Genomic DNA, 25013 nt, shown 5'->3' with positions numbered 1-25013 from the left:
CGGCCCCGTCGGGCCCCGGGGCGGATCGGCCCCGTCCATCCGCACCGCCCCGCCGGGGCCTACGCCTCGAAGGGGCGGGCCGGCCAGGGCGCCTCCGCCGGGCGGAGGGCGTCCAGGCCGTCGCCGGCGCGGGCGGCGGCCAGGGAGAGGACGCCGTTCACCAGGCAGCTGTTGTGCAGGTCGCCCGCGAGGACACCCCGTACGACCTCCGCGAGCGGCACCCGCGCCACCTCCATGTCGGCCTCCTCCTCCGCCACCTCGAAGCGGTCCCCCTCCGCGTCCGCGAGGTCCCGCGCGAGGAAGATCCGCACGGCCTCGTCGCTGCCGCCCGGGGAGGTGTAGAAGTCGGTGAGGACCCGCCAGTCCTCCGCCTTGACGTGCGCCTCCTCGTACAGCTCGCGCCGGGCCGCGTGCAGCGGGTTCTCCCCGGGCACGTCGAGCAGCCCGGCCGGGATCTCCCAGAGCTTCTGCCGCACCGGGTGCCGGTACTGCTTGATCAGCAGGACCCGGTCCTCCTCGTCCAGGGCCAGGACGGCCACCGAGCCGGGGTGGACCTGGTAGTCGCGGCGCGCGACCGTGCCGTCCGGCATGACCACGTCGTCCGTGCGGACGCCCGTCTTCTTGCCCTGGAAGGGTGTCTCCGTCGCGACGACCCGCCACTCCTGCGGGGTGTCCTGCAACTCCATCAGCTGTCCTCCCGTACACGAACACACGGCCACACGGCCCATACGAAAACCGGGGTGCGGGACCCGAACGGGCCCGCACCCCGGCAACGTTAACGCCTGCGCCCTACTTGCCCGTCTTGCGCTCCACCGCGGCCTTCACCAGGCCTGCGAAGAGCGGGTGCGGGCGGGTCGGGCGGGAGCGGAGCTCCGGGTGCGCCTGGGTGGCGACCAGGTAGGGGTGGATCTCGCGCGGGTACTCGACGTACTCGACGAGCTTGTTGTCCGGGGAGGTGCCGGAGAAGACCAGGCCGGCCTTCTTCTCCAGCTCCGCGCGGTACGCGTTGTTCACCTCGTAGCGGTGACGGTGGCGCTCCTCGACGTACGGCTCGTCGCCGTAGACCTCGCGGACGATCGAGCCCTCGGCGAGCTTCGCCGGGTACAGGCCCAGGCGCATCGTTCCGCCCAGGTCGCCCGCGCCCTCGACGTACGCGAGCTGCTCCTCCATCGTGGAGACGACGGGGTGCGCGGTGGCCGGGTCGAACTCGGTGGAGTTGGCCTCGGGGATGTCGGCCAGGTTCCGGGCCGCCTCGATGACGATGCACTGGAGGCCCAGGCAGATGCCGAGCAGCGGCACCTTGTGCTCGCGGGCGTACTGGATCGCGCCGACCTTGCCGCTCACGCCGCGGTCGCCGAAGCCGCCGGGGACGAGGATCGCGTCGACGTCGCCGAGCTGCTTCTCCGCGCCGGCCGGGGTCTTGCAGTCGTCGGAGGTGACCCACTTGACCTTGACCCGGGCCTTGTTGGCGAAGCCGCCGGCCCGCATGGCCTCGGTGACCGACAGGTAGGCGTCGGGCAGGTCGATGTACTTGCCGACGAGCGCGACGGTGACCTCGTGCTCCGGGTTGTGGACGCGGTCCAGGAGGTCCTCCCAGACGGTCCAGTCCACGTCGCGGAAGGGCAGGTCGAGCTTGCGGACGACGTAGGCGTCCAGGCCCTCGGTGTGCAGCACCTTCGGGATGTCGTAGATCGACTTGGCGTCGATGGCGGCGACCACGGCGGCCTCGTCCACGTCGCACATCAGCGAGATCTTGCGCTTGATGGCGGTGGGAACGTCGCGGTCGGCGCGCAGCACGATCGCGTCGGGCTGGATGCCGATGTTGCGCAGGGCGGCGACCGAGTGCTGGGTCGGCTTGGTCTTCAGCTCGCCGGACGGGCCGATGTAGGGCAGCAGCGAGATGTGCACGACGAAGACGTTGTCGCGGCCGACCTCGTGGCGGACCTGGCGGACGGTCTCCAGGAACGGCAGGGACTCGATGTCGCCGACGGTGCCGCCGACCTCGGTGATGACCACGTCGACGTCGTCGGTCGCCATGCGGCGGATCCGGGACTTGATCTCGTTGGTGATGTGCGGGATGACCTGCACGGTGTCGCCCAGGTACTCGCCGCGCCGCTCCTTGGCGATGACCTGCGAGTAGACCTGGCCGGTGGTGACGTTGGCCGAGCCGTCGAGGTCGACGTCGAGGAAGCGCTCGTAGTGGCCGATGTCCAGGTCGGTCTCGGCGCCGTCGTTGGTGACGAACACCTCACCGTGCTGGAAGGGGTTCATGGTGCCGGGGTCGACGTTCAGGTACGGGTCGAGCTTCTGCATCGTGACCCGCAGGCCCCGCGCCTTGAGGAGCGCACCCAGGCTGGAGGCGGTCAGGCCCTTGCCGAGGGAGGAGGCGACACCCCCGGTGACGAAGATGTGCTTGGTCGTCGTGGTGTTGGGCGGCATCGCCAAGAGGGGGCTCCCGTGGTCGCGTTCTGGAGGTGCGTACCGGCTGCCCCTCCGGAAGAATCGGGGGGTGCCGTCGCTGCGGTTGCGGGGTCCTCGGCTGTCGCCGTTTCCCACCGGTCCACGGGGTACCAGGGTATCAGCGACCCGGGGAGGCCGCTTCCGGCCACACGCGGCAGCCGGGTGTTCACGGACGGCGAGCGACCGGAGTCCGACCAGCTCCGGGCGGGGAAAGGGGGTGTTCACCCGATTGGAGCAACGACGTTACCGGTGTGATCAACGGGTGGCGCGGGGCGCGACGTATCCTGCTCGGACATGGCCCGCCGAGCCGGCCGGCCGACGACGCCACCGCCTGTCCCTCCGGGGTCGAACGCCCGGGGACCCATCCCGGACCGAGGCTTGTCGCAGACCCCCCGATCGCTGACACACTCGGACCCCGGCCGGCATATGCGGCCGGGCATCTGGAGCAAGCGCCCCGAGGGGCGGACATGGCCGTTCGACTGGAGTGAAGCACGTGGCCGGGCGCATCGAGGATTACGCACTCATCGGAGACATGCAGACCGCTGCCCTGGTCTGCCGGGACGGCAGCGTGGACTGGCTCTGCCTGCCCCGCTTCGACTCGCACGCGATCTTCGCGGGACTCCTCGGCACCGAGGAACACGGATTCTGGCGGGTGGCCCCCGCGGGCCCCGAGGACGGCGAGCCGGCCCCCGCCGACCGGCGCCGCTACCGGGGGGACTCGCTCATCCTGGAGTCCGAGTGGGACACCCCGCGCGGCACGGTCCGGGTGACCGATTTCATGCCCCCGCGCGACGGCGCGCCGCAGCTGGTCCGGATCGTCGAGGGCGTCTCGGGCCGGGTCCCGATGCGCTCCGCGCTGCGGATGCGGTTCAGCTACGGCCGGATCGTGCCCTGGGTGCACAAGGTGGGCGACCGCACGGTCGCGGTCGCCGGGCCCGACTCGGTGTGGCTGGACGCGGAGGCCGAGACCCACGGCGAGGACCTCACCACGTACTCCGAGTTCACCGTCGGCCCCGGCGAGCGGGTCGCCCTCACGATCTCCTGGCAGCCCTCCCACAAGGACCAGCCGGCGCTGCCGGACCCCGAGGGGGCCCTGGAGGCGACCGCCGACTTCTGGCGCGAGTGGGTCGACCACTGCACGTACCACGGCCCCTACCGGGAGGCCGTGGTCCGCTCCCTGATCACCCTGAAGGCGCTGACGTACGCGCCGACCGGCGGGATCGTCGCCGCCCCGACGACCTCGCTGCCCGAGGAGATCGGCGGCGTGCGGAACTGGGACTACCGCTACACCTGGCTGCGGGACGCGGCGATCACCCTCTCCTCGATGCTGCGCACCGGCTACCGCGAGGAGGCCCGCGCCTGGCGGGACTGGCTGCTCCGCGCCGTCGCGGGAGACCCGGAGAACCTCCAGATCATGTACGGCATCGCGGGCGAGCGCGAGCTGGGCGAGGCCGAGCTCGACTGGCTGCCGGGGTACGAGAACTCCGGTCCGGTCCGGGTCGGCAACGGCGCCGCCAACCAGCTCCAGCTCGACGTGTACGGCGAGGTCACCGAGGCCCTGCACCTGGCGCACATGACGGGCCTGTCCCGCAACGACTACGCCTCCCTGCTCCAGCTCAAGCTGATCGAGTACCTGGAGAAGAACTGGAACCAGCCCGACGAGGGCATCTGGGAGGTCCGCGGCCCGCGCCGGCACTTCGTGCACTCCAAGGTGATGGCCTGGGTGGCCGTGGACCGCACGATCAAGCTCATCGAGTCCGGGGACGCCGACGGCCCGCTGGAGCGCTGGCGGGAGCTGCGCGACGAGATCCACCGGGACGTCTGCGAGAAGGGCTACGACAAGGAGCGGAACACCTTCACGCAGTCGTACGGCTCCCGGGAGCTGGACGCCTCGCTGCTGCTGATCCCGCAGATGGGGTTCCTGCCGCCGGACGACAAGCGGGTCATCGGCACGATCGAGGCGATCCAGCGGGAGCTGTCCACGGAGGACGGCTTCGTGCTTCGCTACCCCACGGCCGGCGAGGAGGCCGGCGTCGACGGCCTGGAGGGCGACGAGGGCGCGTTCCTGGCGTGTTCCTTCTGGCTGGCCGACGACCTGGCGATGATCGGCCGGGTCGACGAGGCCCGCACCCTCTTCGAGAAGCTCCTCGGGCTCCGCAACGACCTGGGGCTCCTCGCCGAGGAGTGGGACCCGCGGCTGCAGCGCCAGGTGGGCAACTTCCCGCAGGCCTTCAGCCACGTCCCGCTGATCGACACGGCGCTGCGCCTGACGGCGAGCGGCGCCTACGGCGGCTGAGGGGGCTGAGGGGGCTGCGGGGGCTCACGCCTCCGGCGCCGAGGGTTCCCCCTTCGCGCGCCGGATCGCCCCGGTCGTCGTCGACGCGTACGACCGGGGCGGCCCGGCTCCGGGCCCGGAGGGTCACTCTCGCGTGCCCGCGAGTTCCACCGCCCCGCGGCGCAGGGCGAGGCCGGCCGGCACGACCGCCGAGATCACGGCGAGCACCGCGCAGGTGCCCAGGACCGCCCCGAGCGTCGCCCACGGGACCTCGATCGGCGTCCACACCGAGAGCAGGCCCAGCGCGCTCCACATGCCCGCCAGGTCGAGCCCGGCGACCAGCGCTCCCAGCAGTCCGCCGACCGCGACCACCATCAGCGCCTCGGCGCCCACCAGCCGCAGCACCTGCCCCCCGGTGGCGCCGGCCAGCCGCAGCGCGGCCAGCTCGCGGACCCGGTCGGAGGTCGCCATGACCATCGTGTTGGCCAGCGAGATGCCGGTGTAGAGGAGGGCGATGCCGAGGACCAGGAAGAGCCCCGTACGGGTCGTCCGGTCGGTCTCGGGACGCATCGCCCGCACCCAGGCCTCCCCGGTGAGCACCTCCCCGCCCGACGCCCGCACCGCCCGGCGCAGACCGTCGGCCACGGCGCTCGCGTCGGCACCGTGCGCGAGGCGTACGTCGACCCGGTCGACGGGCGCCGCGGGGGCGTTGCGCGGGGTGACGTAGACGCCGTTGTCGCCGGTGCCGACGGTCATGACCGCGGCGATCCTCAGGGACTTCCTCGTGCCGTCGCCGAGCCACACGTCCACCCGCTCGCCCACGGTGCGCTTCTCCCACTCCTCGTTGACGATGATCGAGTCGTCGTCCAGGTCGTCCGCCCTCCCCGCGGCGAGCGGGAGGCGGGTCGTCGCCGCGAGCGGTCCCGGCTCGGCGGCCCTGGCGTCGGACCTGACGAGCGCCACCCCTTCCTCCAGGACGTACACGGCGCTCGACGAGCTCGCCGAGACCTCGGCGCCGGGCACGGCCCGGAGCCGCCGCAGCGTCGCCCCGTCGAAGCCCGCTCCGCCCGCCGGAGCGACCACGAAGTCGGCGGCCGTCCGCTCGCGCACCTCGGTGGCCCTCGCCCCGTCGAGGGTGGCGGTGGCGCCGAGCAGCGAGCCCGCGAGGGCGACCGTGACGAGCACGGGCGCCGCGACGGCGGCGGTGCGGCGGACCCCGGCGGCGGCGTTCTCCCGCACCAGCATCCCGCCGGCGCCCGGCAGCCGGGCCGGCAGCCAGGCGATCAGCCGGACCAGCGGCCGCACCAGCAGCGGCGCGAGCAGCGCGACCGCGGTGATCAGCAGCATCGGCCGGCTCACGTAGGTCTTGCGCTGCAGCAGGCCGCCCGGGTCCGTCGCCAGGGCCAGGACCAGGGTCGCCGCGGCGGCGACCAGCAGGGCCGTGCCGCACAGCAGGCGGCCCCGTGTCATCGGCCGGGCGTCGACGGACGCCTCGCGCAGTGCCTCGGCGGGGCCGGTGCGCCCGGCCCGCCAGGACGCGGCGAGGACGCCGCACAGGGCCACGAGCAGGCCCGTCCAGAACGCCAGGTGGTAGGGCCAGGTGTGGTCGCCGAGGGTGAACCAGCGGGGCGCGAGGTTCTCGTCGACCGCCCACTCGACGAGTTCGGGGGCCGCGTGGGAACCGAGCACGCAGCCGGCGGCCGAGGCGAGCACACCGACCGCGAGCGCCTCGTGGAGGACCATGCGGCGGATCTGGCCCGGGGTCGCCCCGGCGGTGCGCAGCAGCCCGAACTCGCGGCGCCGCTGGGCCACCGCGAACGCGAAGGTCGAGGCCACCACGAACACCGACACGAACCCGGTGACGCCGCCGGCCGTGCCGAACATGGCGTTCATCGCGGTGAGGGCCTCGGCGTCCCGGTCGGGGTCGGCGTCGGCGTACCGGCGCGCGTTCCCGGTGAGGACCTGGACGCCCTCACCGCCGCGCACCGCCTCGCGCACGGCCGCCGCGTCGGCGTCGACCACGAGCTGGAGGCTGCGCGGCGCCAGTTCGGCGGCGCGGGCATCGGTGTGGAACACGGCGTTCTCGAAGCCGAGTCCGGCCACGGTGCCGACGACCCGCACCGTGCCGCCGTCGGTCCGCACCCGGGTGCCCGGACGGGCCCAGTCCCCGCTGACGACGACCTCGTCCGCGGCCCGGGGCGCGCGTCCCGCGTCGAGTGCGTACGGCGCGAAGGCCGCCGTGGACCAGGGGTGGCCCACCAGATCGGCGGGCCCGCCCTCGGCCCGTACGGCGAACGACCGGTCCTCGACGACGGTCCCGAGGTCCCGCAGCTTCGCGACCACGCCGGCGGGCACGGCACGCGGCTGCGCGAGTTCCTGGCCGCGAACGCCGATCGGGGTGGACACCTCCAGGGTGTCCCGGCCCTTGACGACGACCCGCGCGGCGGCGAACCGCTCGGGCCCCCGCTCGGGCGCGTCCAGCGAGGACGCCAGGGCCAGCCCCATCACGGCGATCAGCGCCACGCCGAGGGAGAGGGCGACGAAACTGCCGGCGAACGTGACCCGGCGGGTGCGCAGGGTGCTCAGCGCGGTGGTCAGCACGGCTCCGCCTCCAGCCTGGTCATGCGCGCCGCGACGTCCTCGGCGGAGGCGCCGACCAGCTCGCCGTGGACACGGCCGTCGACGAGGAAGACGACGCGGTCGGCGTAGGAGGCGGCGACGGGGTCGTGGGTGACCATGACGATCGTCCGGCCGTCCCGGTCGACCGTGCCGCGCAGCAGGGCCAGCACCTCGCGGCCGGTCCGCGAGTCGAGCGCGCCGGTCGGCTCGTCGCCGAACAGCACGTCGGGGCGGGTGATCAGGGCGCGGGCCAGGGCGACCCGCTGCTGCTGGCCGCCGGACAGCTCCGTCGGGCGGTGCCGCGCGCGGTCGCCGATCCCGACCTGTTCGAGCACCTCCCGCACCCGGGCCCGCTTCGGGCGGCGGCCGGCCAGCCGCAGCGGCAGGGCGACGTTCTGCTCGGCGGTCAGCGAGGGCAGCAGGTTGAACGCCTGGAACACGAACCCGATGCGCTCGCGGCGCAGCAGGGTCAGCCCGGTCTCGCTCAGCCCGGTCAGCTCGGTGCCGCCCACGGTGACCGAGCCCGACGTGGGCCGGTCCAGGCCCGCGGCGCACTGCAACAGGGTCGACTTGCCGGACCCGGAGGGGCCCATCACGGCGGTGAAGGTCCCCTTCGGGAAGGTGAGCGACACCTCGTCGAGGGCGGTGACGGAGGTGCCGCCCGCGCCGTACCGCCGGGTCACGGAACGCAATCGGATCGCGTCGTTGCTCATGTGTTCCCCCATCGGGACTTGCTCCTCGGCTCGTCGGTCCCCCCACGAAACCGCGGAAGCCCCGCGTGACGCAGTACGGCCCGGAGGAGACTTGAGGTAGTGCCAGGCCCACCCCCGAGGGGCCCCGGGCCGATGGCACCGGACCGGCGGGGCCCCTTACGGTCATGCGCATGCACCCTCGAAACGTGTGGCAGGCCATGTCCCGGCCGGGCTTCCTGCTGTCGGCCTGGCCCTGGCGCGCCGCCGCGTACCTGTCCACCGGCGCGGTGACCGGTGCCGTCGTCCTGGTGGGGATCGTGACGGCGGTGGCGGTCTGCGGTGTGCTCGTCGTCGTCCTGGTGGGGCTGCCCCTGCTCGTCCTGGTCGCCCTCGGCGGGATCCCCGTGGCCTGGGTGGAGCGGCGCAGGCTGCGCCTGGTCGACCGCGCCCCGGTGTCCGGCCGGCACCGGGTGCCGGCCGCGCCGGGACTGTGGGCCTGGCTGACCACCCGGCTGCGCGAACAGGCGACCTGGCGGGAGCTCGGGTACGCGCTGCTGTTCGCCGTGCTGCTGTGGCCGGTCGACGCCCTGGCCGTCACGGTCGCCCTGCTCCTCCCGCTGTCCGTGGTCGCCACCCCGCTGCTGATGGCCACGGTCGGCGACGGCCACGAGGCGAAGGTGCTCAAGCAGTGGACGGTCACCACCTGGCCGACCGCGTTCGGCGTCGCCGTGCCGGGTCTGCTCCTGCTGGGCCTGGGCGCGTACGCGCTCTGCGCCGCGGCGGGCGCCCGCGCGGGGCTGGCCCGGCTGCTGATCGCCTCCCGCGAGGGCGAGCTCGGTGCCGAGGTGGTCGAGCTGGCCCGCTCCCGCGCCCGGCTGGTGGACGCCTTCGAGGCCGAGCGGCGCCGCATCGAGCGCGATCTGCACGACGGCGCCCAACAGCGCCTCGTGGCCCTGTCGATGGCCCTCGGCCTCGCCCGCCTCGACGCCCCGCCCGGTCCGCTCGCCGACCAGCTCGCCAGGGCCCACGAGGAGGCGGGCAGGGCGCTCGCGGAACTGCGCGAGCTCATCCGGGGCGTCTACCCCAAGGTCCTCACGGACTACGGCCTCCGGGCCGCGGTCACCGACGCCGCCGACCGCTGCGCGGTCCCCGTCGACGTCGACCTCGAACTGCCGGGCCGGCCGGCCGAGGCGGTCGAGTCCGCGGCGTACTTCGTGGTCTGCGAGGCGCTGGCCAACGTCGCCCGGCACAGCGGGGCCGGCCGCGCGCGGGTGGACGGCGGTCATCGCGACGGACGCCTCTTCCTCGAAGTGCGCGACGACGGCCGCGGCGGCGCGGACCCCTCGGCGGGCAGCGGTCTCACCGGCCTCGCGGACCGGGTGTCGGTCCTGGATGGCAGACTGGCCCTGACCAGTCCGCCGGGTGGGCCGACTCTGTTGCGTGTGGAGTTTCCTTGCGAGTTGACCGAGGCGGCCGGCCGCTCCGCGTAGTGCTGGCCGAGGACAGCGTGCTGCTGCGGGAAGGACTCATCGGCCTGCTCGGCCGCTGCGGCCACGAGGTGGTGTCGGCCGTGGGGGACGCGCGGGCACTGGTGTCCGCCGTCGAGGAGCACGCCCCCGACATCGTGGTGACGGACGTGCGCATGCCGCCCGGTTTCCAGGACGAAGGGCTGCACGCGGCGGTGCGGCTGCGCGAGGAGCGCCCCGCGCTCCCGGTCCTGGTCCTCAGCCAGTACGTGCAGCGGGCGTACGCCGCCGAACTCCTGGACTCCGGCGACGGAACGGGCGTCGGCTACCTGCTCAAGGACCGGGTCGGCCAGGTCGAGGAGTTCGTGGAGGCGCTGCGCGAGGTGGCGGACGGCGGGACGGTGGTCGACCCCGAGGTGGTGCGCCAGTTGCTGCGCCGCCGCCGCGATCCGCTGGAGCGGCTCACCCCGCGCGAACGCGAGGTGCTGGCACTGATCGCCGAGGGCAGGTCCAACGGCGCGATCGCCAGGGAGCTGGTGGTGTCCGAAGCGGCGATCGGCAAGCACATCGGCAACATCCTCACCAAGCTGGACCTGCCTCCGGCGGACGAGACCCACCGCAGGGTCCTGGCCGTCCTCACCTACCTGCGGGCCTGACCCGCCGGGCGCGGCCGGCGCACGGGAACCCGCGGGGGCGCGCGGCGGCCGGGGCGCACGGGCCGGGGGCCGGACCTCCGGTGAAAGGGTCCTGTCCCCCGCGAGGAAGGGGGCACCCCATGGCTCCCCGAACGCTCGCCCCCGACAGTGCCCCGGCCGGTCTCCGGGAGGACCTGGCGGGTGAGTCCTCGTGCCGGACGACCCCGGCTACGACGGGGCGGGGACCGTCTTCAACGGCATGATCGACCGGCGTCCGGCCGTCGTCGCCCGGTGCGCGACCCCCGAGGACGTCGCCGACGCGGTGCTCTTCGGCCGGGAGGCCGGTCTGCCGGTCGCGGTGCGCGACGGCGGCCACGCCGTCGCCGGGACGGCCCTCAACGACGGCGGCCTGGTGGTGGACCCGCGCCGGATGCACGCGGTGGTCGCGGACCCCGAGCACATGACGGTACGGGTCGGGGGCGGGGCGACCATGTCGCACCTGGACCGCGCCTGCCGGCCGTTCCACGTGGCGGTGACCGGCGGCCGGGCGTCCACGACCGGGGTCGGCGGGGGCGCGGATGTGCGCCGTGGCCGTCACGTACGCGGGGCTCGAGGCGGAGCTGCGGGAGGCGGTGGCGCCGCTGCTCGCGCCCGGCCCGGCGGTGACGGTGGTGGCGGAGATCCCGTACGCCGACTTCCAGTGCATGCCGGACGACCCGCCGGGGCGGCGGAACCACTGGTCGGCCGAGTACCTGGACGCCTTCCCGGACGAGGCCGTGGACCGCCGGGCGATCCGTCGGGTGCGGACGTCCGGGCCGACGTGCGGCCGTGGGCGATCGGCGCCGTCCACCTGAATCTTCATCGGCTCCGAGGGCGCGGACCGGGTGGTGGCGGGCCTCGGCGCGGAGAACGCCCGCCGGCCGGCCGAGGTGAAGGCGGCGTACGACCCCGGGAACGCGTTCCGCTTCAACCACAACATCGCCCCGGCGGCCTGAGATCCACCCCTCCCCCGCCCCCCTGGAGTGACGTAGGACACACTCGACACATGATCACGCAATTGTCCTCGGGGGGCGACGAGTTGTCGGGGCGGTGTACGAAGTGTCCGGCGCCGTGACCGTGGGGTGATGTCGCCGGAAGTCGGACGCGGGTAGCGTCCGGGGCCATGGACAACCAGGGCGGTATCACCGTGCAGCGGGCCCTCGAACTCCCCGGCCTGCGCGGCGGGCTCCCGGAGGTCGTCGCCGGCGCGGACCGGCTGCACCGGACGGTGCGCTGGGTGCACGCGGGCGAGGTGCCGAACATCGCCTCGCTGCTCAAGGGCGGCGAGCTGCTGCTGACCACGGGCCTCGGGCTCGGGACCCGGCCGGCCGAGCAGCGGGCCTTCGTACGGCGGCTCGCCGACCGGGGCATCGCGGCGCTCGTGGTGGAGCTGGGGCCCCGCTTCGCCCGCCTCCCGGCGACCATAGTGGAGGCCGCGCGGACGGCGGGGCTGCCGCTGGTGCAGCTCCACCGCGAGGTGCCGTTCGTGACGGTGACGGAGGAGATCCACACCGAGATCGTCAACGGCCACTACGCCCTCCAGCGGCGGGCCGAGGAGGTCCACCGGCAGTGCACGGAGGCCCTGCTCGGCGGCGGCGGGGTCCCGCAGGTGCTGCGGATCCTCTCCGACTTCGCCGCCAACCCGGTCTTCCTGGAGACCCCCGACGGGCAGCTGCTGTACGCGGCGGGCACCGAGTCCGCGCCCGCCGACCCGCTCCAGGTGTGGGACGGGCTGCGCGGCGGCCGGGCGGCCCGCGAGTCCGGTCCGCCCACCGGCACGGTCCTGGTGGACGTGCCCGGCGGCGGCCCCGGTACGGGCTCGGTGCGGGCCCGTCTGGTGCTCCTGGCGGTCTCCGGCGCCCTCTCCCCCGTCCACCGGATGGCGGCCGAGCGGGCGGCCGGGCTCCTCGCCGTCGTCCTCATGCAGGCGCGGCAGGAGGAGGAGCTGGCCGCGCGCGGCCGGGGCGACTTCCTGACGGACCTGGCGGAGGGCCGGATCACGGCCGAGGACGCCCCGGCGCAGGCCCGGGTGCTCGGCTTCAGGCCCGGGGACGGCCCGCTCCTGCCGGTGGTGATGCGGCTGGCCCCGGAGCTCTCCCCGTCGGGGAACTGGGCGCTGTTCGCCCGGGCGGTCCTGGAGGAGTTCTCCTCCGTCGGCGTGCCCGTCCTGCTCGGCGTCCGCCCGGTCGAGGGCCGGGTCCCGCTCCTGCTCGGCCTGCGTTCGGAGACCGAGCGCACGGCGGTCGCGGACCGGGTCGCGGCGGCCCTGCGCGCGGGCGTGGAGCGGGCCGGTCTGGAGCGTGCGGGGACGCACCCGCCGGTGATCGTGGTGGGCGTGGCGGGCGGCTGGGCGGCGGCCTCGGCTGGCCTGCGGCACGCGGCGGAGACGGCGACGGCGGCGCAGGGCCTGTCGGACCTGCCCTGGTACGACGCGCGGCGCCTCGACATCGACCTGCTCCTGTGGCGGCTGCACTTCCACGGGGACACGGTGCTCGCGGCCTTCGTGGACCGGGCGATCGGCCCCCTCCAGGAGCACGACCGCACCTCCCGGCCGCCGCTGCTGCCCACCCTGGAGACGTATCTGGCCCACGCGGGCCGCAAGGCGGAGACGGCCCGCGAGCTGCACCTCAACCGCCAGACCCTCTACAACCGGCTTGCCCGCATCTCGGAGCTCCTGGGCACGGACCTGGACGACCCCCAGACGGTCCTGGCCCTGTCCCTGGCGCTCAGGGCCCGCCGCCACACGACGTAACCCCTGCTCAGCGCCCCACCAGCTCGTCGTACACGCTGAGCACGTGCGCCACCGTGTCGTCCTCGGTCGGCCAGGTGCCCGCCTGGACCCGGCCGGCGGCGGCCAGGTCCATCCGCCGGTCGGCGTCCTCCAGGAGGCCCCGGACCGCCGCCGCGAGGGCCGCGGAGTCCCCGTACGGCACCAGTTCGGCGGCGTCCCCGACGAGTTCCGGCACCCCGCCGACCGCCGTCGCGACGAGCGGCACGCCGAGCCGCAGCGCCTCCTGGGCGAGCGGGGAGCGGGCCTCCCAGCGGGACGGGAGGACGGCGACGTCCGCCGCCGCGAGCAGCTCGGCGACGTCCTCGCGGCTGCCGATCAGCCGGACCGGCAGGTCCTCCTCGGTGATCCGCCGCTGGAGGAAGGCCCGTTCGCGGCCCTCCCCGGCGATCACGAGGAGCGGCTGCGGGTCGAGGTCCCGCCACCGCCGGGCCGCGTCGAGCAGGGTCCGGTACCCCCGGCCGCGTTCGAGCGCGCCGACGGCCATGAGCAGCGGTCGGTCGACGGCGCCGAGTTCGGCGCGCGCCTTGCCGTCGTGGAGGCAGACCGGTCCGCGCGCGGCGGGCAGGGTGACGGGGGCGAGGCGGGCGTCGCGGGCGCCGCGCCGCCGGGCCCGGTCGACCAGTTCGGAGGAGGTGGCGAGGACGACGCTCGCGGCCCGTACGGTCCGCCGTTCCAGGAGCCGGAGGAGCCCGCCCCGCGCGCCCTCCGCGTGGCCGCGGGTGTGCCAGGTGGTCACGAGCGGGACCGGCGCCCCGCCGGACAGCGCGAGCGCGGCCCGTACGGAGGCATGGAGGCCGTGCGCGTGGACCACGTCCGCGCCGACGCAGGCGTTGCGCAGGGCGGTGACGGCGGCGGGGTCGCCGAGGCGCGGCAGGGGCACGAAGCGCGCGCCGGCGGCGGGGTAGTCGTGGACGCGGTCGAGTGCGGGAGGGGCGCACACGGTCACCCGCACGCCCCTCGCCACGAGCCCCGCGGCGAGTGATCGGACGTGAGCGCTGCCGCCCGCGCTGCCGCCGCCCAGCACTTGGACCGTACGGAGCTGTGTCACGCGCCCAAGGATGCCAGTCCGGACCTGCGACCGTACGCACGTTCCGGCACCGAAATGGAGTCGTTTCCCTTGCGCGGAGGGCGCCCGACACCGGGGCTCATCCCACGAGTTCACTCACACGGGTGAGCGCGCGAGGAGGCCGCGCGCTCCCCCCGGACGGCGGCGGCGACGAGCGCGGCCGCGTGCGCGGCGAGCCCGAGCCGCCCGCTCCCGGCCGCGACGGCCCCGCCGACGGCGGCGCCGAGCGCGTGCGCGCCCGTGTCGCCGAGCATGGTCGACTCCCCGAGGTCGTCCGCGAGGACCGCGGCGACGGCCCCCATCGGGGCGGCGGCGGGCGAGCCGCGCAGCAGCCCGGGGGCGGCGAGCGCGAGCACGGCCAGACCGGCGCGCCCCGGCCGCACGTCCACGAGGTTCACCAGATGGGCACTGCCCGCGACGACGATCCCGGCGAGGACCTTGTCCACGGGCCGTTCCTTGAGCAGCGCCCCGGCCACGAGCGAGGCGGCCCCGATCCCGAGGAGCTTGACGGCCCCGCTGGTCACCTCGCCGTCCCGCAGCGCCGCCAAGTGCGCCCGGAAACCGCGCCGGTGATCCCCCCTCACGTCGTCGTACGCCCCGCACGCCCCGGCCGCGAGCACGGCGAACGCGACGGGCGCGCTGCCGCTCCCGGCCGCCGCCCCGAGGGCGACGGCGGGCCCGGCGTACAGGTCGGCCTCGCGCCCCGCGTGGTTCGTCCGCGTCCACCGCGCGTCGCGCGGGAGCCCGCGCAGCCCCTCGTACACCGCGCGGGTCGCCCCGGCGGCCACGGCGAAGGAGACGGCGCGCCTCACCCGTCCGCCCGCGCCGCGGCGAGGAGTTCCTCCGCGTGGGCCCGGGCCGTCTCGGAGTCCTCCTGGCCGGCGAGCATCCGGGACAGCTCGCGGACCCGCTCCTCGCCCTCCAGGACGGTGACGCCGGAGCGGGTGACCGAGCCGTCGTTGGTCTTCTCGACGAGGAGCTGGCGGTCGGCGAAGGCCGCGACCTGCGGGAGGTGGGTGACGACGACGACCTGCGCGGTCCTGGCCAGCTTGGCGAGGCGGCGGCCGATCTCGACGGCCGCCTTGCCGCCGACGCCCGCGTCGACCTCGTCGAAGAGGTACGTGGGCACCGGGTCGACCCCGGCGAAGACGACCTCGACGGCCAGCATCACCCGGGACAGCTCGCCGCCGGACGCCCCCTTGGCGATCGGGCGCGGCGGGGCGCCGGGGTGCGGGGCGAGCAGCAGCTCGACCTCGTCGGCCCCGGACGGGCCGTACGCGACCCGTCGGCCGCCGACCTCGACGCCCTCGGGGTCATCGGTCTGCCGGATGTCGAAGGACACGCGCGCGTGCGGCATGGCGAGCGAGGCGAGTTCGGCGGTGACGGCGGCGGCGAACCGGTCCGCCGCCTCCGTGCGCGCGTCGGTGAGCCGCTGCGCGAGCGCGGACAGCTCGTCGCGCAGCCGGTCCCGCTCGGCGGTCAGCTCCTCGACGCGGTCGTCGTCGTTGTCCAGCTCCCCGAGCCGGGCCGCGCTCTCCTCCGCCCAGGCCAGGACCGCGCCGGTGCCCTCCCCGTCCCCGTACTTCCGGATCAGCTGGGTGAGGGCCGCGCGCCGCTCCTCGACGGCGGCGAGCCGCAGCGGGTCGGCGTCCAGGTCGTCGGCGTACCCGGCCAGCTCGGTGGCCACGTCGGCGAGCAGGATGGAGATCTCCCCCATCCGGTCCGCGAGCGCGGCGAGCGCCGGGTCGTGCGACCGCACGGCCTCCAGGGCCCGGCCCGCGCCCGCGACCAGCGTGGTCGCGTCGACGGACTCGGGGTCCTCGGGCGAGCCCGCGAGCGCGGCGTGGGCGAGCGCGGCGGCCGAGGCGAGGGCCTCGGCGTGCCCGAGCCGCTCGGCCTCGGCGGCCAGTTCGGCGTCCTCGCCGGGCAGCGGGGCGACGGCCTCGACCTCGTCGAGCCCGAAGCGCAGCAGATCGGCCTCCTGGGCGCGTTCCCTGGCCCGGGTGGTGATCTCGTCCAGCTCGGCGGTGACGGCCCGCAGCCGCCGGTACGCCTCGCCGTAGGAGGCGAGCGGCGCCGAGACGGCCCCGCCCGCGTACCGGTCGAGGGCGCCGCGCTGCCGGGCGGGCTTGAGCAGGCCCTGCTGGTCGGTCTGGCCGTGGACGGCGACGAGTTCGTCGGCGAGTTCGGCGAGCAGCCCGACGGGCACGGAGCGCCCGCCGAGGTGGGCCCGGGAGCGCCCCTCGGCCGAGACGGTACGGCTGACGAGCAGGACCCCCTCGTCGAGCTCGGCCCCGGCCTCCTCGGCGCGCACGGCGGCGGGCGCGCCCGGGGGCACGCTGATCCGCCCCTCGACCACGGCCGACGCCGCGCCGATCCGCACGAGCGCCGGGTCGGCCCGTCCGCCGAGCAGCAGCCCCAGACTGGTCACGACCATGGTCTTGCCCGCACCGGTCTCACCGGTCACCGCGGTGAAGCCGGGCGACAACTCGACCACAGCGTCGTCGATGACCCCGAGCGACCGTATCCGCATCTCCTCCAGCACGCCCCAGACCTTACGAGGTTTCCCTGGTCCGATGCGACATCGGCCCGGCCGTAACCCTCCGGCGCGCCGATCGTTCGGACACCCGGCGGAGCGGGGCCGGTCAGCGCGGGGCGCCCCGCCAGCCCGACACGGGGAGGGCGAACTTGGCGACGAGCCGGTCCGTGAAGGAGGCGTGGTGCAGCCGGGCGAGCCGGACCGGGACGGCGCCCCGCCGGACCTCGACCCGCGCGCCCGCCGGGAGCTCCACCGTCCGCCGTCCGTCGCACCACAGCACCCCGTCCGGGGTGTGCGGCTCGACCTCGACCGCGAGGATCGACTCGGGGGTGGTCACCAGCGGCTTGGCGAAGAGGGCGTGGGCCCCGATCGGGACCATGAGCAGCGCCTCGACCTCGGGCCAGACGACCGGCCCGCCCGCCGAGAAGGCGTACGCGGTGGAGCCCGTCGGTGTCGCGCAGATCACCCCGTCGCAGCCGAAGCCGGTCACCGGCCGCCCGTCGATGGCGAGCACGACCTCCAGCATCCGCTCCGGGGACACCTTCTGCACGGCCGCCTCGTTGAGCGCCCAGTCGCGGTGCAGGACGTCGCCGTTCTGGTAGACGGTGACGTCGAGGGTCATCCGCTCCTCGACCTCGTACGCCCGGGTGACGACCCGGTCGACGACCTGGTCGAGGTCGTCGCGCTCGGCCTCCGCGAGGAAGCCGACCCGCCCCAGGTTGACGCCGAGCATCGGCACCCCGGAGGCGCGGGAGAACTCGGCGCCCCGCAGCAGGGTGCCGTCGCCGCCCAGGACGACGAGGAGTTCACAGTCGTCGATGGCCTCGGAGCAGGCCTCGGGGACCTTCTCCACGGAGGACGGCAGCGGCAGGTCCGCCGCCTCGGCCTCCAGGACGCGGACGCCGAGCCCGGCGCGCAGCAGCCCCTCGACGACCAGTTCGGCGCTGCGCACGGCGGCCGGCCGACCGGTGTGCGCGAGCAGGAAGACGGTGCGTGGTGCGGTCTCTGGTGGTGCTGCCGTTGAGCTCAACGAGGTCCCTCCGCCACGGCGCGGTCGACGTCCGCCGGATCCAGCGCGGGCGCCCCTGCCCGCAGCCACAGAAAGTACTCGACGTTCCCCGAGGGGCCGGGCAGCGGGCTGGCGGTGACGCCGAGGACGCCGAGCCCCAGCTCGCCGGCCCGCCGGGCCACGTTCTTCACTGCGTCGGCCCGCAGTTCGGCGGAACGGACGACTCCGCCCGTGCCGAGCCGCTCCTTGCCCACCTCGAACTGCGGCTTGACCATCAGGACGAGGTCGGCGTCCGGCGCCGTGCAGGACGCGAGGGCGGGCAGGACGAGGCCGAGCGGGATGAAGGACAGGTCCCCGACGACGAGGTCGACGGGCACGCCGTCGATCACGTCCAATGTCAACTCGCGCACGTTCGTGCGGTCCTTCACGGTGACCCGCTCGTCGCTCTGCAGCGACCAGGCGAGCTGCCCGTAACCGACGTCGACGGCCACGACGTGGGCGGCGCCCGCGCGCAGCAGGACGTCGGTGAAGCCGCCGGTGGAGGCCCCGGCGTCGAGGGCCCGCCGCCCCTGGACCACGAGCCCCCGCGGGACGAAGGCCTCGAAGGCCCCGGCGAGCTTGTGGCCGCCGCGCGAGACGTAGTCGGGGTCGGAGTCGTCCTGGACGACGACGATGGCCGCGGCGGTCTCGACCTGGGTGGCGGGCTTGGTGGCGACGGTCTTGCCGACGGTCACCCGGCCCGCGGCGATCAGCTGGCTCGCGTGCTCCCGCGAGCGCGCGAGCTTGCGCCGGACCAGCTCGGCGTCGAGACGGCGGCGTGCCACTCCTGCCACGTTCTGTTCAGCTCCTGTTGTCGTGCGGACGGGGGGCGGGGTGCGCGTCGAGCGAGGTCAGCTCGTCGCGCAGGCCACGGTGTACATCCTCGTACACCTCCGGGTGCCCGTCCGCCGGGAGGGCGTCGACCTCGGCGAGACGCGCGAGGCGGGCGTCGACGGCGGGGTGGCCGGTGCGGTCCCGGGCGACCCCGAGGGGCGCGGGCGCGGCGGGCTCGCCGGACTCCTCTCCGGACGCCCCGCCGGGGGCTCCACCGGCCTCCTCGAACCCCTCGTCGGCCCGGTCGTCCACCACCGGTTCCGCCGCCGCTTCCACCACCGGCTCCGGCATCGCGTCGCTCATGCCCCGACGCTACCGCGAAGCCCTGGGGTACCGTCGACGGCGATGGCGACGATCACGGAGTGCCGCGGCGCACTGGACAGACTTTCCGACGGCCTCGCGCGGGCGGACGGCGACGTGCGCGGCGCCGCCGCGCTCGACCGCAGCCTGAGCTGCCACGTCACCGACCTGGACACCACCTTCACGGGCCGCCTCGCGGACGGCCGGATCCGGGTGGACTCCACGGTGCAGGGCCCGCCGCCGGCCAAGGCGCAGATCCGGCTCGCGATGACCGGCGACGACCTGGTGGCGATGGTGGACGGGCGGCTGAACTTCGCGAAGGCCTGGGCCTCGGGCCGGGTCAGGCTGGAGGCCGGCTTCCGCGACCTCCTGCGGCTCCGCTCGCTCCTGTAGCTCTGCTCCCCCGGCCCGCGCCGCTCCCCGCCCCGCGTCACTTCCGCAGCGCGGGCTCCGCCGTCGCGGCGGCGCGCGCCTTCCGCCCGGCGGGCACGACCAGCGGCGTTCCCGTCTCCGGGTCCTCGATGACCTGGCAGCGCAGCCCGAAGACCCGCTCGACCAGCTCGGCGGTCACGACCTCGGACGGCGGCCCCTCGGCGACCACCTCGCCGGCGCGGACGGCGATGAGGTGGGTCGCGTACCGGGCCGCATGGTTGAGGTCGTGCAGGACGGCGACGAGCGTGCGCCCCTGCGTCTCGTGCAGCTCGGCGCACAGGTCGAGGACGTCGATCTGGTGCTGGATGTCGAGGTACGTCGTCGGCTCGTCGAGCAGGAGCAGCGGGGTCTGCTGGGCGAGCGCCATGGCGATCCAGACGCGCTGGCGCTGGCCGCCGGAGAGCTCGTCCACGTACCGGTCGGCCAGTTCGGCGACGCCGGTCGCCGCCATCGACTCCCGGGTGATCCGCTCGTCCTCCGGCGACCACTGGCGCAGCAGCCCCTGGTGGGGGTAGCGGCCACGGGCGACGAGGTCGGAGACGGTGATGCCGTCGGGGGCCAGGGAGGTCTGGGGCAGCAGCCCGAGGGTCTTGGCGACCTTCTTGGCGGGCAGGGAGTGGATCGACTGCCCGTCGAGCAGGACGCGCCCCTCGGTGGGCTTCAGCATCCGGGAGAGGGCGCGCAGCAGGGTGGACTTGCCGCAGGCGTTCGGCCCGACGATGACGGTGAAGGAGTTGTCGGGGATCTCGACGGACAGGTCACGGGCGATGACCCGCTGCTCGTACGCCAGGGTGACCGCTTCCGCGCGCAGGCGCTGCTCCCGCCGACCGTCCGTACCCGCCATACCCGCGACTCCCGATCTCCTCGTCCGTGACCGTGGCGGACGCTGACGACCACGACCCAAGCGGAGTTAGGTTAGCCTACCCAACTTCCTGAACCGCCCCGCAGCCGTCCGCCCCGGCCCCTCCGCCTCCCCCCTCCGACCAGAGCCCTTCACCCCGTCCCCAGCCACTTGGTCCCGGCCACGGCCACAGCAACAGCAACAGCAACAGCAACAGCAACAGCCAGGGCTACAGCCCCAGCCGCGCGATCGCCTTCTCCCCGTCCAAAGCACCCGCGCCGGACTCCGCCGCCGACCACGCGGCCCCGCACAGGGCCCGTACGCCGTCCACGGGGTCGGCCTCCCCGGCCGCCGTCCCCTCGATCGCCAGCGCGCCCCCGTTCACCGAGGCCCGCCACGCCCCGCACACGAACCCGCCGTCCCCGTCGGCGACCACCTCCGGCTGGCCCGTGAGCAGCCCCCGCAGATCGGCCGCCACGTACGTGGGCCGGTGCTCGGGCGCGGCCGCGAGCAGCTGCGCCACGTCCGTCACCCCGGTCAGGACGAGCAGCGAGTCGACACCGCCGTTGAACGCGCCCTCGATGTCCGTGTCGAGCCGGTCCCCGACGACCAGGGGCCGCTCCGCCCCGGTCCGCAGCACCGTCTCCCGGTGCATCGGCGGCAGCGGCTTCCCCGCGACCTTCGGCTCGAAGCGGCCGCCGGTGGCGATCCGCACGACCTCCACGGCCGCCCCGTTCCCGGGCCCGATCCCGCGCGCCCCGGGGATCGTCAGATCCGTGTTGGAGGCGTACCACGGCACGCCCCGCCCCACCGCGTACGCGGCCTCCGCGAACCGCTTCCACGGCAGCTCCGGCCCCCCGTACCCCTGCACGACCGCCGCCGGGTCGTCGTCCGCCGACTCCACCGGCACCAGGCCCCGCTCGCGCAGCGCCACCGCGAGCCCCTCGCCGCCGATCAGCAGCACCCGGGACCCGGCCGGCACCTCGTCCGCGATCAGCCGGGCGACGGCCTGCGCCGAGGTGACCACGTCCCCGGCCTCCGCCGGCACCCCCAGCTCCGTGAGGTGCTCCGCGACCGCCTCCGGCGTCCGCAGCGCGTTGTTGGTGACGTACGCGAGGCGCATCCCGCCGTCCCGGGCCGTCCCGAGGGACTCGACGGCGTGTGGGACGGCCATACCGCCCGCGTACACGACCCCGTCCAGATCGAGGAGGGCCGTGTCGTACGCCCCGCTCAGCGGCTCCGCGCTGCTCCCCGGCCGCGTCCTGCCGCCGCCCTGCCGTCCCTGGTCACCGTGCACCGTCACGCTCGCTCCTCGCCTCACCGGTTGTGATCCCCCCACTACCCCGATCATCGCTCATGCCCCGGCGCACATACGATGTCGAGATGAACACCTCAGGTCACGCGGCCGCCGACGTCCGCGACGACAGCGCGGGGCTGCGCCTGTCCCCGTTCCGCGGGCTGCGGTACGTCCCCGAGCGGGTCGGCAGCCTCGCCGCCGTGACGTCCCCTCCCTACGACGTCGTCGTACGACCTGACGGGCTGCTCCACCTGGAGTCGGCGGACCCGCACAACATCGTCCGGCTGATCCTCCCGCAGGCGCTCACCGCCGGCACCCGCCACCGCAAGGCCGCCGTCACCCTCGACCGCTGGCTCGCGGACGGCGTCCTCGCGCCCGACCCGGTGCCCGCGCTCTACGTGTACGAGCAGCGGGGCGACGGGATCCTCCAGCGCGGGATCATCGGGGCCCTGGAGCTCTCCGCCCCCGAGGCGGGCGTCGTCCTCCCGCACGAGGACGTGATGCCGCACGTGGTCGAGGACCGCGCCGCCCTGATGCGGACGACCGCGGCCAACCTCGAACCCCTGCTCCTCACCTACGTCGGGGAGGAGGGCGGCGGCGCGGACGCGGTGATCGAGCGGGCCGCGGAGCGCGAACCGCTGTTCTCCACCACCACCGAGGACGGCTTCTGCCACCGCCTGTGGGCGGTGACCGACCCGGCCGAGCAGGCAGCCGTCGCCGCGGACCTCGGCCGCCACCAGGCCCTCATCGCCGACGGCCACCACCGCTGGGCCACGTACCTGCGCCTGCGCGAGGAGCACGTCGCCCCGGGCCCCTGGAACCACGGCCTGGTCCTCCTGGTCGACACCGCCCGCTATCCCCTGCGGGTCCGCGCGATCCACCGCCTCCTCAACCGCCTCCCGGTCGCCGACGCCCTCGCGGCCGTCGAGGGCTCCTTCCGGGTGCGCCGCCTCGACGTCCCCCTGCCGGCGGCGCTGGAGGCCCTCGCGACCGCCACGGCCGACGGCAACGCCTTCCTCCTGGCGGGCGACGGCGCCTTCCACCTCCTGGACCGCCCGGACCCGGCCCTCCTGGACCGCACGATCCGTACGGACCGCCCCGAGGCCTGGCGCACGCTGGACGCGACCGTCCTGCACTCCGCCCTCCTGGAGCACGTCTGGCACGTCCCGGACGCCCCCGAGGACATCGCCTACATCCACGACACCGAGGCGGCCGTGGCCCAGGCGGAACGCCGGGGCGGTACGGCGGTCCTCATGCACCCGGTACGGGAGGAGGTCGTCCGGGACCTGGCCCGCCAGGGCGTCACGATGCCCCGCAAGTCGACCTCCTTCGGCCCGAAGCCGGCGACGGGCCTGGTCCTGAGAAGCCTCGCGCTGGACTGAGGACCACCGGAAACGAAGAAGGGCGGCACCCGGGGGTGCCGCCCTTCTCACTCACCGGCCTCTGCCCGGATCAGCCCTTGTCGCCGTCACGGCCCTCGCGGTCGTCACGGTCGTCACGGTCGAGCTCGACGTCGTCGACGACAACGCCGCCGGTCTCCTCCACGGAGTCCTCCGCGTGCTCCTCCTCCGAGTCGTCGAACGCGTCGACGAACTCGACGCCGTCCAGCTCGGCGAGCCGGTCGGAGGCGTCCGTGGCGCCGTCCTTGTCGGCCTCCAGGGCCTTGCCGAACCACTCGCGGGCCTCCTGCTCGCGACCGGCGGCCAGGAGCGCGTCGGCGTACGCGTACCGCAGGCGCGCGGTCCACGGGTGAACGGCGCCGGAGGCGAGCTCGGGGCTCTGCAGCGTCACGATGGCCGCGTCGATCTGCCCCATGTCCCGGCGGGCGCCGGCGGCCACGAGCCGCATCTCGACCTGCCCGGCCTTGTCCAGCTTCTGCACCTCGGGCTCACCGGCCATCGCGAGCGCCCGCTCGGGCCGGCCGAGGCCGCGCTCGCAGTCGGCCATGACGGGCCACAGCTCGACACCGCCGCTCATCCGCCGCGCGGCCCGGAACTCGGCCAGCGCCTCGGAGTACTTCTGCGTGGCGTACGCGGCGAAGCCGGCGGCCTCGCGGACGGCGGCGACGCGGGACGCGAGCCGCAGGGCGACCCTGGAGTAGCCGTAGGCCTTCTCCGGGTCCTCGTCGATGAGCTGGGCGACCATGACGAGGTTGCGCGAGACGTCCTCGGCGAGCCCCTTGGGCAGGCTCATCAGCTCCTGGCGCACGTCCGGGTCGATCTCCTCGCCGGTGACCTCCGGCGGGATCGGCAGCCGCTTGACGGGCGCGCGGTCACCACGGTCCCGGTCACGGTCCCGACCGCCCCGGTCGTCACGGCGCCCGTACCCACCACGGCTGTCACCGCCCCGGTCGTCCCGCCGGAAGCCACCGCCTCGGCTGTCGTCCCGCCGGAACCCGCCACCACCGCGATTGTCATCGCGCCGGAAGGAAGGCCGGTCGCCGCCACGGTCGTCCCGCCGGAACCCACCGCCACGGTTGTCGTCCCGACGGTCGTCACGCTGGTACGAAGGCCGCTCGTCCCGACGGAACGAGGGACGCTCATCACGCCGCTCGTCACGCCGGAAGCCGCCACCACCACGGTTGTCGCCGCCACGGTCATCACGGCGGAAGCCACCGCCCCGGTTGTCGTCCCGACGATCGTCACGCTGGTACGAAGGCCGGTCATCGCGACGGAACGACGGACGCTCGTCACGCCGCTCGTCACGGCGGTCATCACGCCGGAACCCACCGCCGCGGTTGTCGCCACCACGGTTGTCGTCCCGCCGGTCGTCCCGACGGAACGACGGACGCTCGTCACGACGGTCATCACGGCGGAAGCCGCCACCACCACGGTTGTCGCCGCCACGGTCGTCCCGCCGGAAGCCACCGCCCCGGTTGTCGTCCCGACGGTCGTCACGCTGGTACGAAGGCCGGTCGTCCCGACGGAACGACGGACGCTCATCACGACGGTCATCACGCCGCTCGTCGCGACGGTCATCGCGACGGAAACCGCCCCCGCCCCGGTTGTCCCCACCACGGTCGTCGCGGCGGAAGCCGCCACCACCACGGTTGTCGCCGCCACGGTCATCACGGCGGAAGCCACCGCCACGGTTGTCGTCCCGACGGTCGTCACGCTGGTACGAAGGGCGGTCATCGCGACGGAACGACGGACGCTCGTCACGACGGTCATCACGGCGGAAGCCGCCGCCGCCGCTCCGGTTGTCGTCCCGGCGGAAGGACGGGCGGTCGCCGCCACGGTCGTCGCGACGGAACCCACCACCACGGTTGTCGCCCCGGTTGTCCCCGCCACGGTCGTCACGGCGGTCATCGCGGCGGAAGCCGCCCCCGCCCCGGTTGTCGCCGCCACGGTCGTCCCGGCGCGGCCCACGGAAGCCGCCCCGGTCGCCACCACCACCGTCCCTGCGACGCGGCTCGCGCTCCGGACGGTCGTCGGGAGAGTTGGTGGGCATGGTCGTGACTCCTGTCTTCGGGTACTGCAGTCATTCTCGCGCAGCCGGCACTCAGCCGCGCAGTGGAGAAAAATCAAGGAAAAACAAAAGGACCCCTGGTCCCAGCATGAACGCTGGGACCAGGGGTCCTGAAGAATTGTTCGGCGGTGTCCTACTCTCCCACAGGGTCCCCCCTGCAGTACCATCGGCGCTGAAAGGCTTAGCTTCCGGGTTCGGAATGTAACCGGGC

The 25013-nt window shown here is 74.8% G+C and carries 20 protein-coding genes, 1 rRNA gene and 1 pseudogene; 7 read left to right on the top strand and 15 right to left on the bottom strand.

Going from position 1 to position 25013, the window contains the following annotated elements:
* Positions 1–59 precede the first annotated feature (59 nt).
* Both ACIP5O_RS32600 and ACIP5O_RS32595 read right to left on the bottom strand, forming a co-directional pair.
* On the bottom strand, positions 60–686 hold the full coding sequence (locus tag ACIP5O_RS32600; protein ID WP_401300081.1) for an NUDIX domain-containing protein: 627 nt from the start codon (positions 684–686) through the stop codon (positions 60–62).
* Between the two features lie 103 nt (positions 687–789).
* The gene (locus ACIP5O_RS32595) at positions 790–2439 is read right to left on the bottom strand and encodes a CTP synthase (RefSeq protein WP_351971411.1); all 1650 of its coding nucleotides are present in this window, start codon (positions 2437–2439) and stop codon (positions 790–792) included.
* Positions 2440–2953: 514 nt separating this feature from the next.
* Between ACIP5O_RS32595 and ACIP5O_RS32590 the strand changes: the two genes are divergently transcribed.
* The gene (locus ACIP5O_RS32590; protein ID WP_401300078.1) at positions 2954–4756 is read left to right on the top strand and encodes a glycoside hydrolase family 15 protein; all 1803 of its coding nucleotides are present in this window, start codon (positions 2954–2956) and stop codon (positions 4754–4756) included.
* 123 nt (positions 4757–4879) lie between these two features.
* Here ACIP5O_RS32590 and ACIP5O_RS32585 read toward each other — a convergent pair whose 3' ends face one another.
* Both ACIP5O_RS32585 and ACIP5O_RS32580 read right to left on the bottom strand, forming a co-directional pair.
* Positions 4880–7336, bottom strand: a complete 2457-nt coding sequence (locus tag ACIP5O_RS32585; protein ID WP_401300075.1) for an FtsX-like permease family protein — start codon at positions 7334–7336, stop codon at positions 4880–4882.
* On the bottom strand, positions 7330–8067 hold the full coding sequence (locus tag ACIP5O_RS32580; RefSeq protein ID WP_401300072.1) for an ABC transporter ATP-binding protein: 738 nt from the start codon (positions 8065–8067) through the stop codon (positions 7330–7332). Before ACIP5O_RS32580 ends, ACIP5O_RS32585 begins: the two co-directional genes overlap by 7 nt.
* Before the next feature lie 197 nt (positions 8068–8264).
* Here ACIP5O_RS32580 and ACIP5O_RS32575 point away from each other — a divergent pair, with 197 nt between their 5' ends.
* The 4 genes and pseudogenes from ACIP5O_RS32575 (at position 8265) to ACIP5O_RS32560 (ending at position 12938) form a co-directional block, all read left to right on the top strand.
* Positions 8265–9536 (top strand): sensor histidine kinase, encoded by a 1272-nt coding sequence (locus ACIP5O_RS32575; RefSeq protein ID WP_401300276.1) that lies wholly within the window; start codon positions 8265–8267, stop codon positions 9534–9536.
* On the top strand, positions 9536–10168 hold the full coding sequence (locus ACIP5O_RS32570; RefSeq protein ID WP_401300069.1) for a response regulator: 633 nt from the start codon (positions 9536–9538) through the stop codon (positions 10166–10168). The genes ACIP5O_RS32575 and ACIP5O_RS32570 overlap by 1 nt, the downstream gene beginning before the upstream one ends.
* Before the next feature lie 119 nt (positions 10169–10287).
* Positions 10288–11142: pseudogene (locus ACIP5O_RS32565) on the top strand (FAD-binding protein).
* Positions 11143–11309: 167 nt separating this feature from the next.
* Complete coding sequence (locus ACIP5O_RS32560) at positions 11310–12938, top strand: PucR family transcriptional regulator (protein ID WP_401300066.1); 1629 nt, start codon at positions 11310–11312, stop codon at positions 12936–12938.
* Between the two features lie 7 nt (positions 12939–12945).
* Here the strand turns inward: ACIP5O_RS32560 and ACIP5O_RS32555 are convergent, their stop codons facing one another.
* From ACIP5O_RS32555 to ACIP5O_RS32530, 6 genes are all read right to left on the bottom strand, one after another.
* Entirely contained in the window at positions 12946–14025 is a 1080-nt protein-coding gene (locus ACIP5O_RS32555; protein WP_401300063.1) for a glycosyltransferase family 4 protein, read from the bottom strand.
* A gap of 110 nt (positions 14026–14135) precedes the next feature.
* A complete protein-coding gene (locus tag ACIP5O_RS32550) occupies positions 14136–14855 on the bottom strand; it encodes a hypothetical protein (RefSeq protein WP_401300060.1) in 720 nt (239 codons plus the stop codon).
* Positions 14852–16576 (bottom strand): DNA repair protein RecN, encoded by a 1725-nt coding sequence (recN, locus tag ACIP5O_RS32545; RefSeq protein ID WP_401300273.1) that lies wholly within the window; start codon positions 16574–16576, stop codon positions 14852–14854. The genes ACIP5O_RS32550 and recN overlap by 4 nt, the downstream gene beginning before the upstream one ends.
* Positions 16577–16688: 112 nt before the next feature.
* On the bottom strand, positions 16689–17612 hold the full coding sequence (locus tag ACIP5O_RS32540; protein ID WP_388663908.1) for an NAD kinase: 924 nt from the start codon (positions 17610–17612) through the stop codon (positions 16689–16691).
* Positions 17609–18424 carry a TlyA family RNA methyltransferase gene (locus tag ACIP5O_RS32535; protein ID WP_356546003.1) on the bottom strand — a complete coding sequence of 272 codons (816 nt, stop codon included), beginning with the start codon at positions 18422–18424 and terminating at the stop codon, positions 17609–17611. The genes ACIP5O_RS32540 and ACIP5O_RS32535 overlap by 4 nt, the downstream gene beginning before the upstream one ends.
* A 7-nt stretch (positions 18425–18431) precedes the next feature.
* Entirely contained in the window at positions 18432–18767 is a 336-nt protein-coding gene (locus ACIP5O_RS32530) for a hypothetical protein (RefSeq protein ID WP_401300056.1), read from the bottom strand.
* A 42-nt stretch (positions 18768–18809) separates the two neighbouring features.
* Here ACIP5O_RS32530 and ACIP5O_RS32525 point away from each other — a divergent pair, with 42 nt between their 5' ends.
* Entirely contained in the window at positions 18810–19157 is a 348-nt protein-coding gene (locus tag ACIP5O_RS32525) for an SCP2 sterol-binding domain-containing protein (protein ID WP_401300054.1), read from the top strand.
* Positions 19158–19194: 37 nt separating this feature from the next.
* Here ACIP5O_RS32525 and ACIP5O_RS32520 read toward each other — a convergent pair whose 3' ends face one another.
* Together ACIP5O_RS32520 and ACIP5O_RS32515 are read right to left on the bottom strand one after the other, a co-directional pair.
* Positions 19195–20040 (bottom strand): ABC transporter ATP-binding protein, encoded by an 846-nt coding sequence (locus ACIP5O_RS32520; RefSeq protein ID WP_356545997.1) that lies wholly within the window; start codon positions 20038–20040, stop codon positions 19195–19197.
* 226 nt (positions 20041–20266) lie between these two features.
* On the bottom strand, positions 20267–21340 hold the full coding sequence (locus ACIP5O_RS32515; protein ID WP_401300051.1) for an HAD hydrolase-like protein: 1074 nt from the start codon (positions 21338–21340) through the stop codon (positions 20267–20269).
* Positions 21341–21420: 80 nt separating this feature from the next.
* On the opposite strand from ACIP5O_RS32515, the gene ACIP5O_RS32510 reads away from it, so the two are divergent.
* Positions 21421–22716 carry a DUF1015 domain-containing protein gene (locus ACIP5O_RS32510; protein WP_401300048.1) on the top strand — a complete coding sequence of 432 codons (1296 nt, stop codon included), beginning with the start codon at positions 21421–21423 and terminating at the stop codon, positions 22714–22716.
* Between the two features lie 70 nt (positions 22717–22786).
* On the opposite strand, the gene ACIP5O_RS32505 is transcribed toward ACIP5O_RS32510, so the two are convergent.
* The 3 genes from ACIP5O_RS32505 to rrf all read right to left on the bottom strand — a co-directional run.
* Positions 22787–23587: a hypothetical protein gene (locus ACIP5O_RS32505; RefSeq protein WP_401300270.1), complete on the bottom strand. Its 801-nt coding sequence runs from the start codon at positions 23585–23587 to the stop codon at positions 22787–22789.
* Complete coding sequence (locus tag ACIP5O_RS32500; RefSeq protein WP_401300267.1) at positions 23527–24642, bottom strand: hypothetical protein; 1116 nt, start codon at positions 24640–24642, stop codon at positions 23527–23529. The genes ACIP5O_RS32505 and ACIP5O_RS32500 overlap by 61 nt, the downstream gene beginning before the upstream one ends.
* A 280-nt stretch (positions 24643–24922) precedes the next feature.
* A 5S ribosomal RNA gene (gene rrf, locus ACIP5O_RS32495) occupies positions 24923–25013 on the bottom strand; the annotation flags it as partial.

This window comes from Streptomyces sp. NPDC088915 (genome assembly GCF_044749825.1).
In the GTDB taxonomy this organism is placed as follows: domain Bacteria; phylum Actinomycetota; class Actinomycetes; order Streptomycetales; family Streptomycetaceae; genus Streptomyces.
The sequence above is the reverse complement of the archived record's forward strand: the minus strand, read 5'-3'. Positions and strand labels throughout refer to the sequence as shown.

What these genes read in the sequence shown, in the direction of transcription:
- ACIP5O_RS32595 (WP_351971411.1), bottom strand. Translation starts at nt 2,439, where the DNA reads ATGCCGCCCAACACCACGACGACCAAGCACATCTTCGTCACCGGGGGT.
- ACIP5O_RS32520 (WP_356545997.1), bottom strand. Translation starts at nt 20,040, where the DNA reads ATGGCGGGTACGGACGGTCGGCGGGAGCAGCGCCTGCGCGCGGAAGCG.
- recN (WP_401300273.1), bottom strand. Translation starts at nt 16,576, where the DNA reads ATGCGGATACGGTCGCTCGGGGTCATCGACGACGCTGTGGTCGAGTTG.
- ACIP5O_RS32500 (WP_401300267.1), bottom strand. Translation starts at nt 24,642, where the DNA reads ATGACCGCCGTGACGACCGTGGCGGGGACAACCGGGGCGACAACCGTG.
- ACIP5O_RS32510 (WP_401300048.1), top strand. Translation starts at nt 21,421, where the DNA reads ATGAACACCTCAGGTCACGCGGCCGCCGACGTCCGCGACGACAGCGCG.
- ACIP5O_RS32525 (WP_401300054.1), top strand. Translation starts at nt 18,810, where the DNA reads ATGGCGACGATCACGGAGTGCCGCGGCGCACTGGACAGACTTTCCGAC.
- ACIP5O_RS32575 (WP_401300276.1), top strand. Translation starts at nt 8,265, where the DNA reads ATGTCCCGGCCGGGCTTCCTGCTGTCGGCCTGGCCCTGGCGCGCCGCC.
- ACIP5O_RS32580 (WP_401300072.1), bottom strand. Translation starts at nt 8,067, where the DNA reads ATGAGCAACGACGCGATCCGATTGCGTTCCGTGACCCGGCGGTACGGC.
- ACIP5O_RS32530 (WP_401300056.1), bottom strand. Translation starts at nt 18,767, where the DNA reads ATGAGCGACGCGATGCCGGAGCCGGTGGTGGAAGCGGCGGCGGAACCG.
- ACIP5O_RS32600 (WP_401300081.1), bottom strand. Translation starts at nt 686, where the DNA reads ATGGAGTTGCAGGACACCCCGCAGGAGTGGCGGGTCGTCGCGACGGAG.
- ACIP5O_RS32560 (WP_401300066.1), top strand. Translation starts at nt 11,310, where the DNA reads ATGGACAACCAGGGCGGTATCACCGTGCAGCGGGCCCTCGAACTCCCC.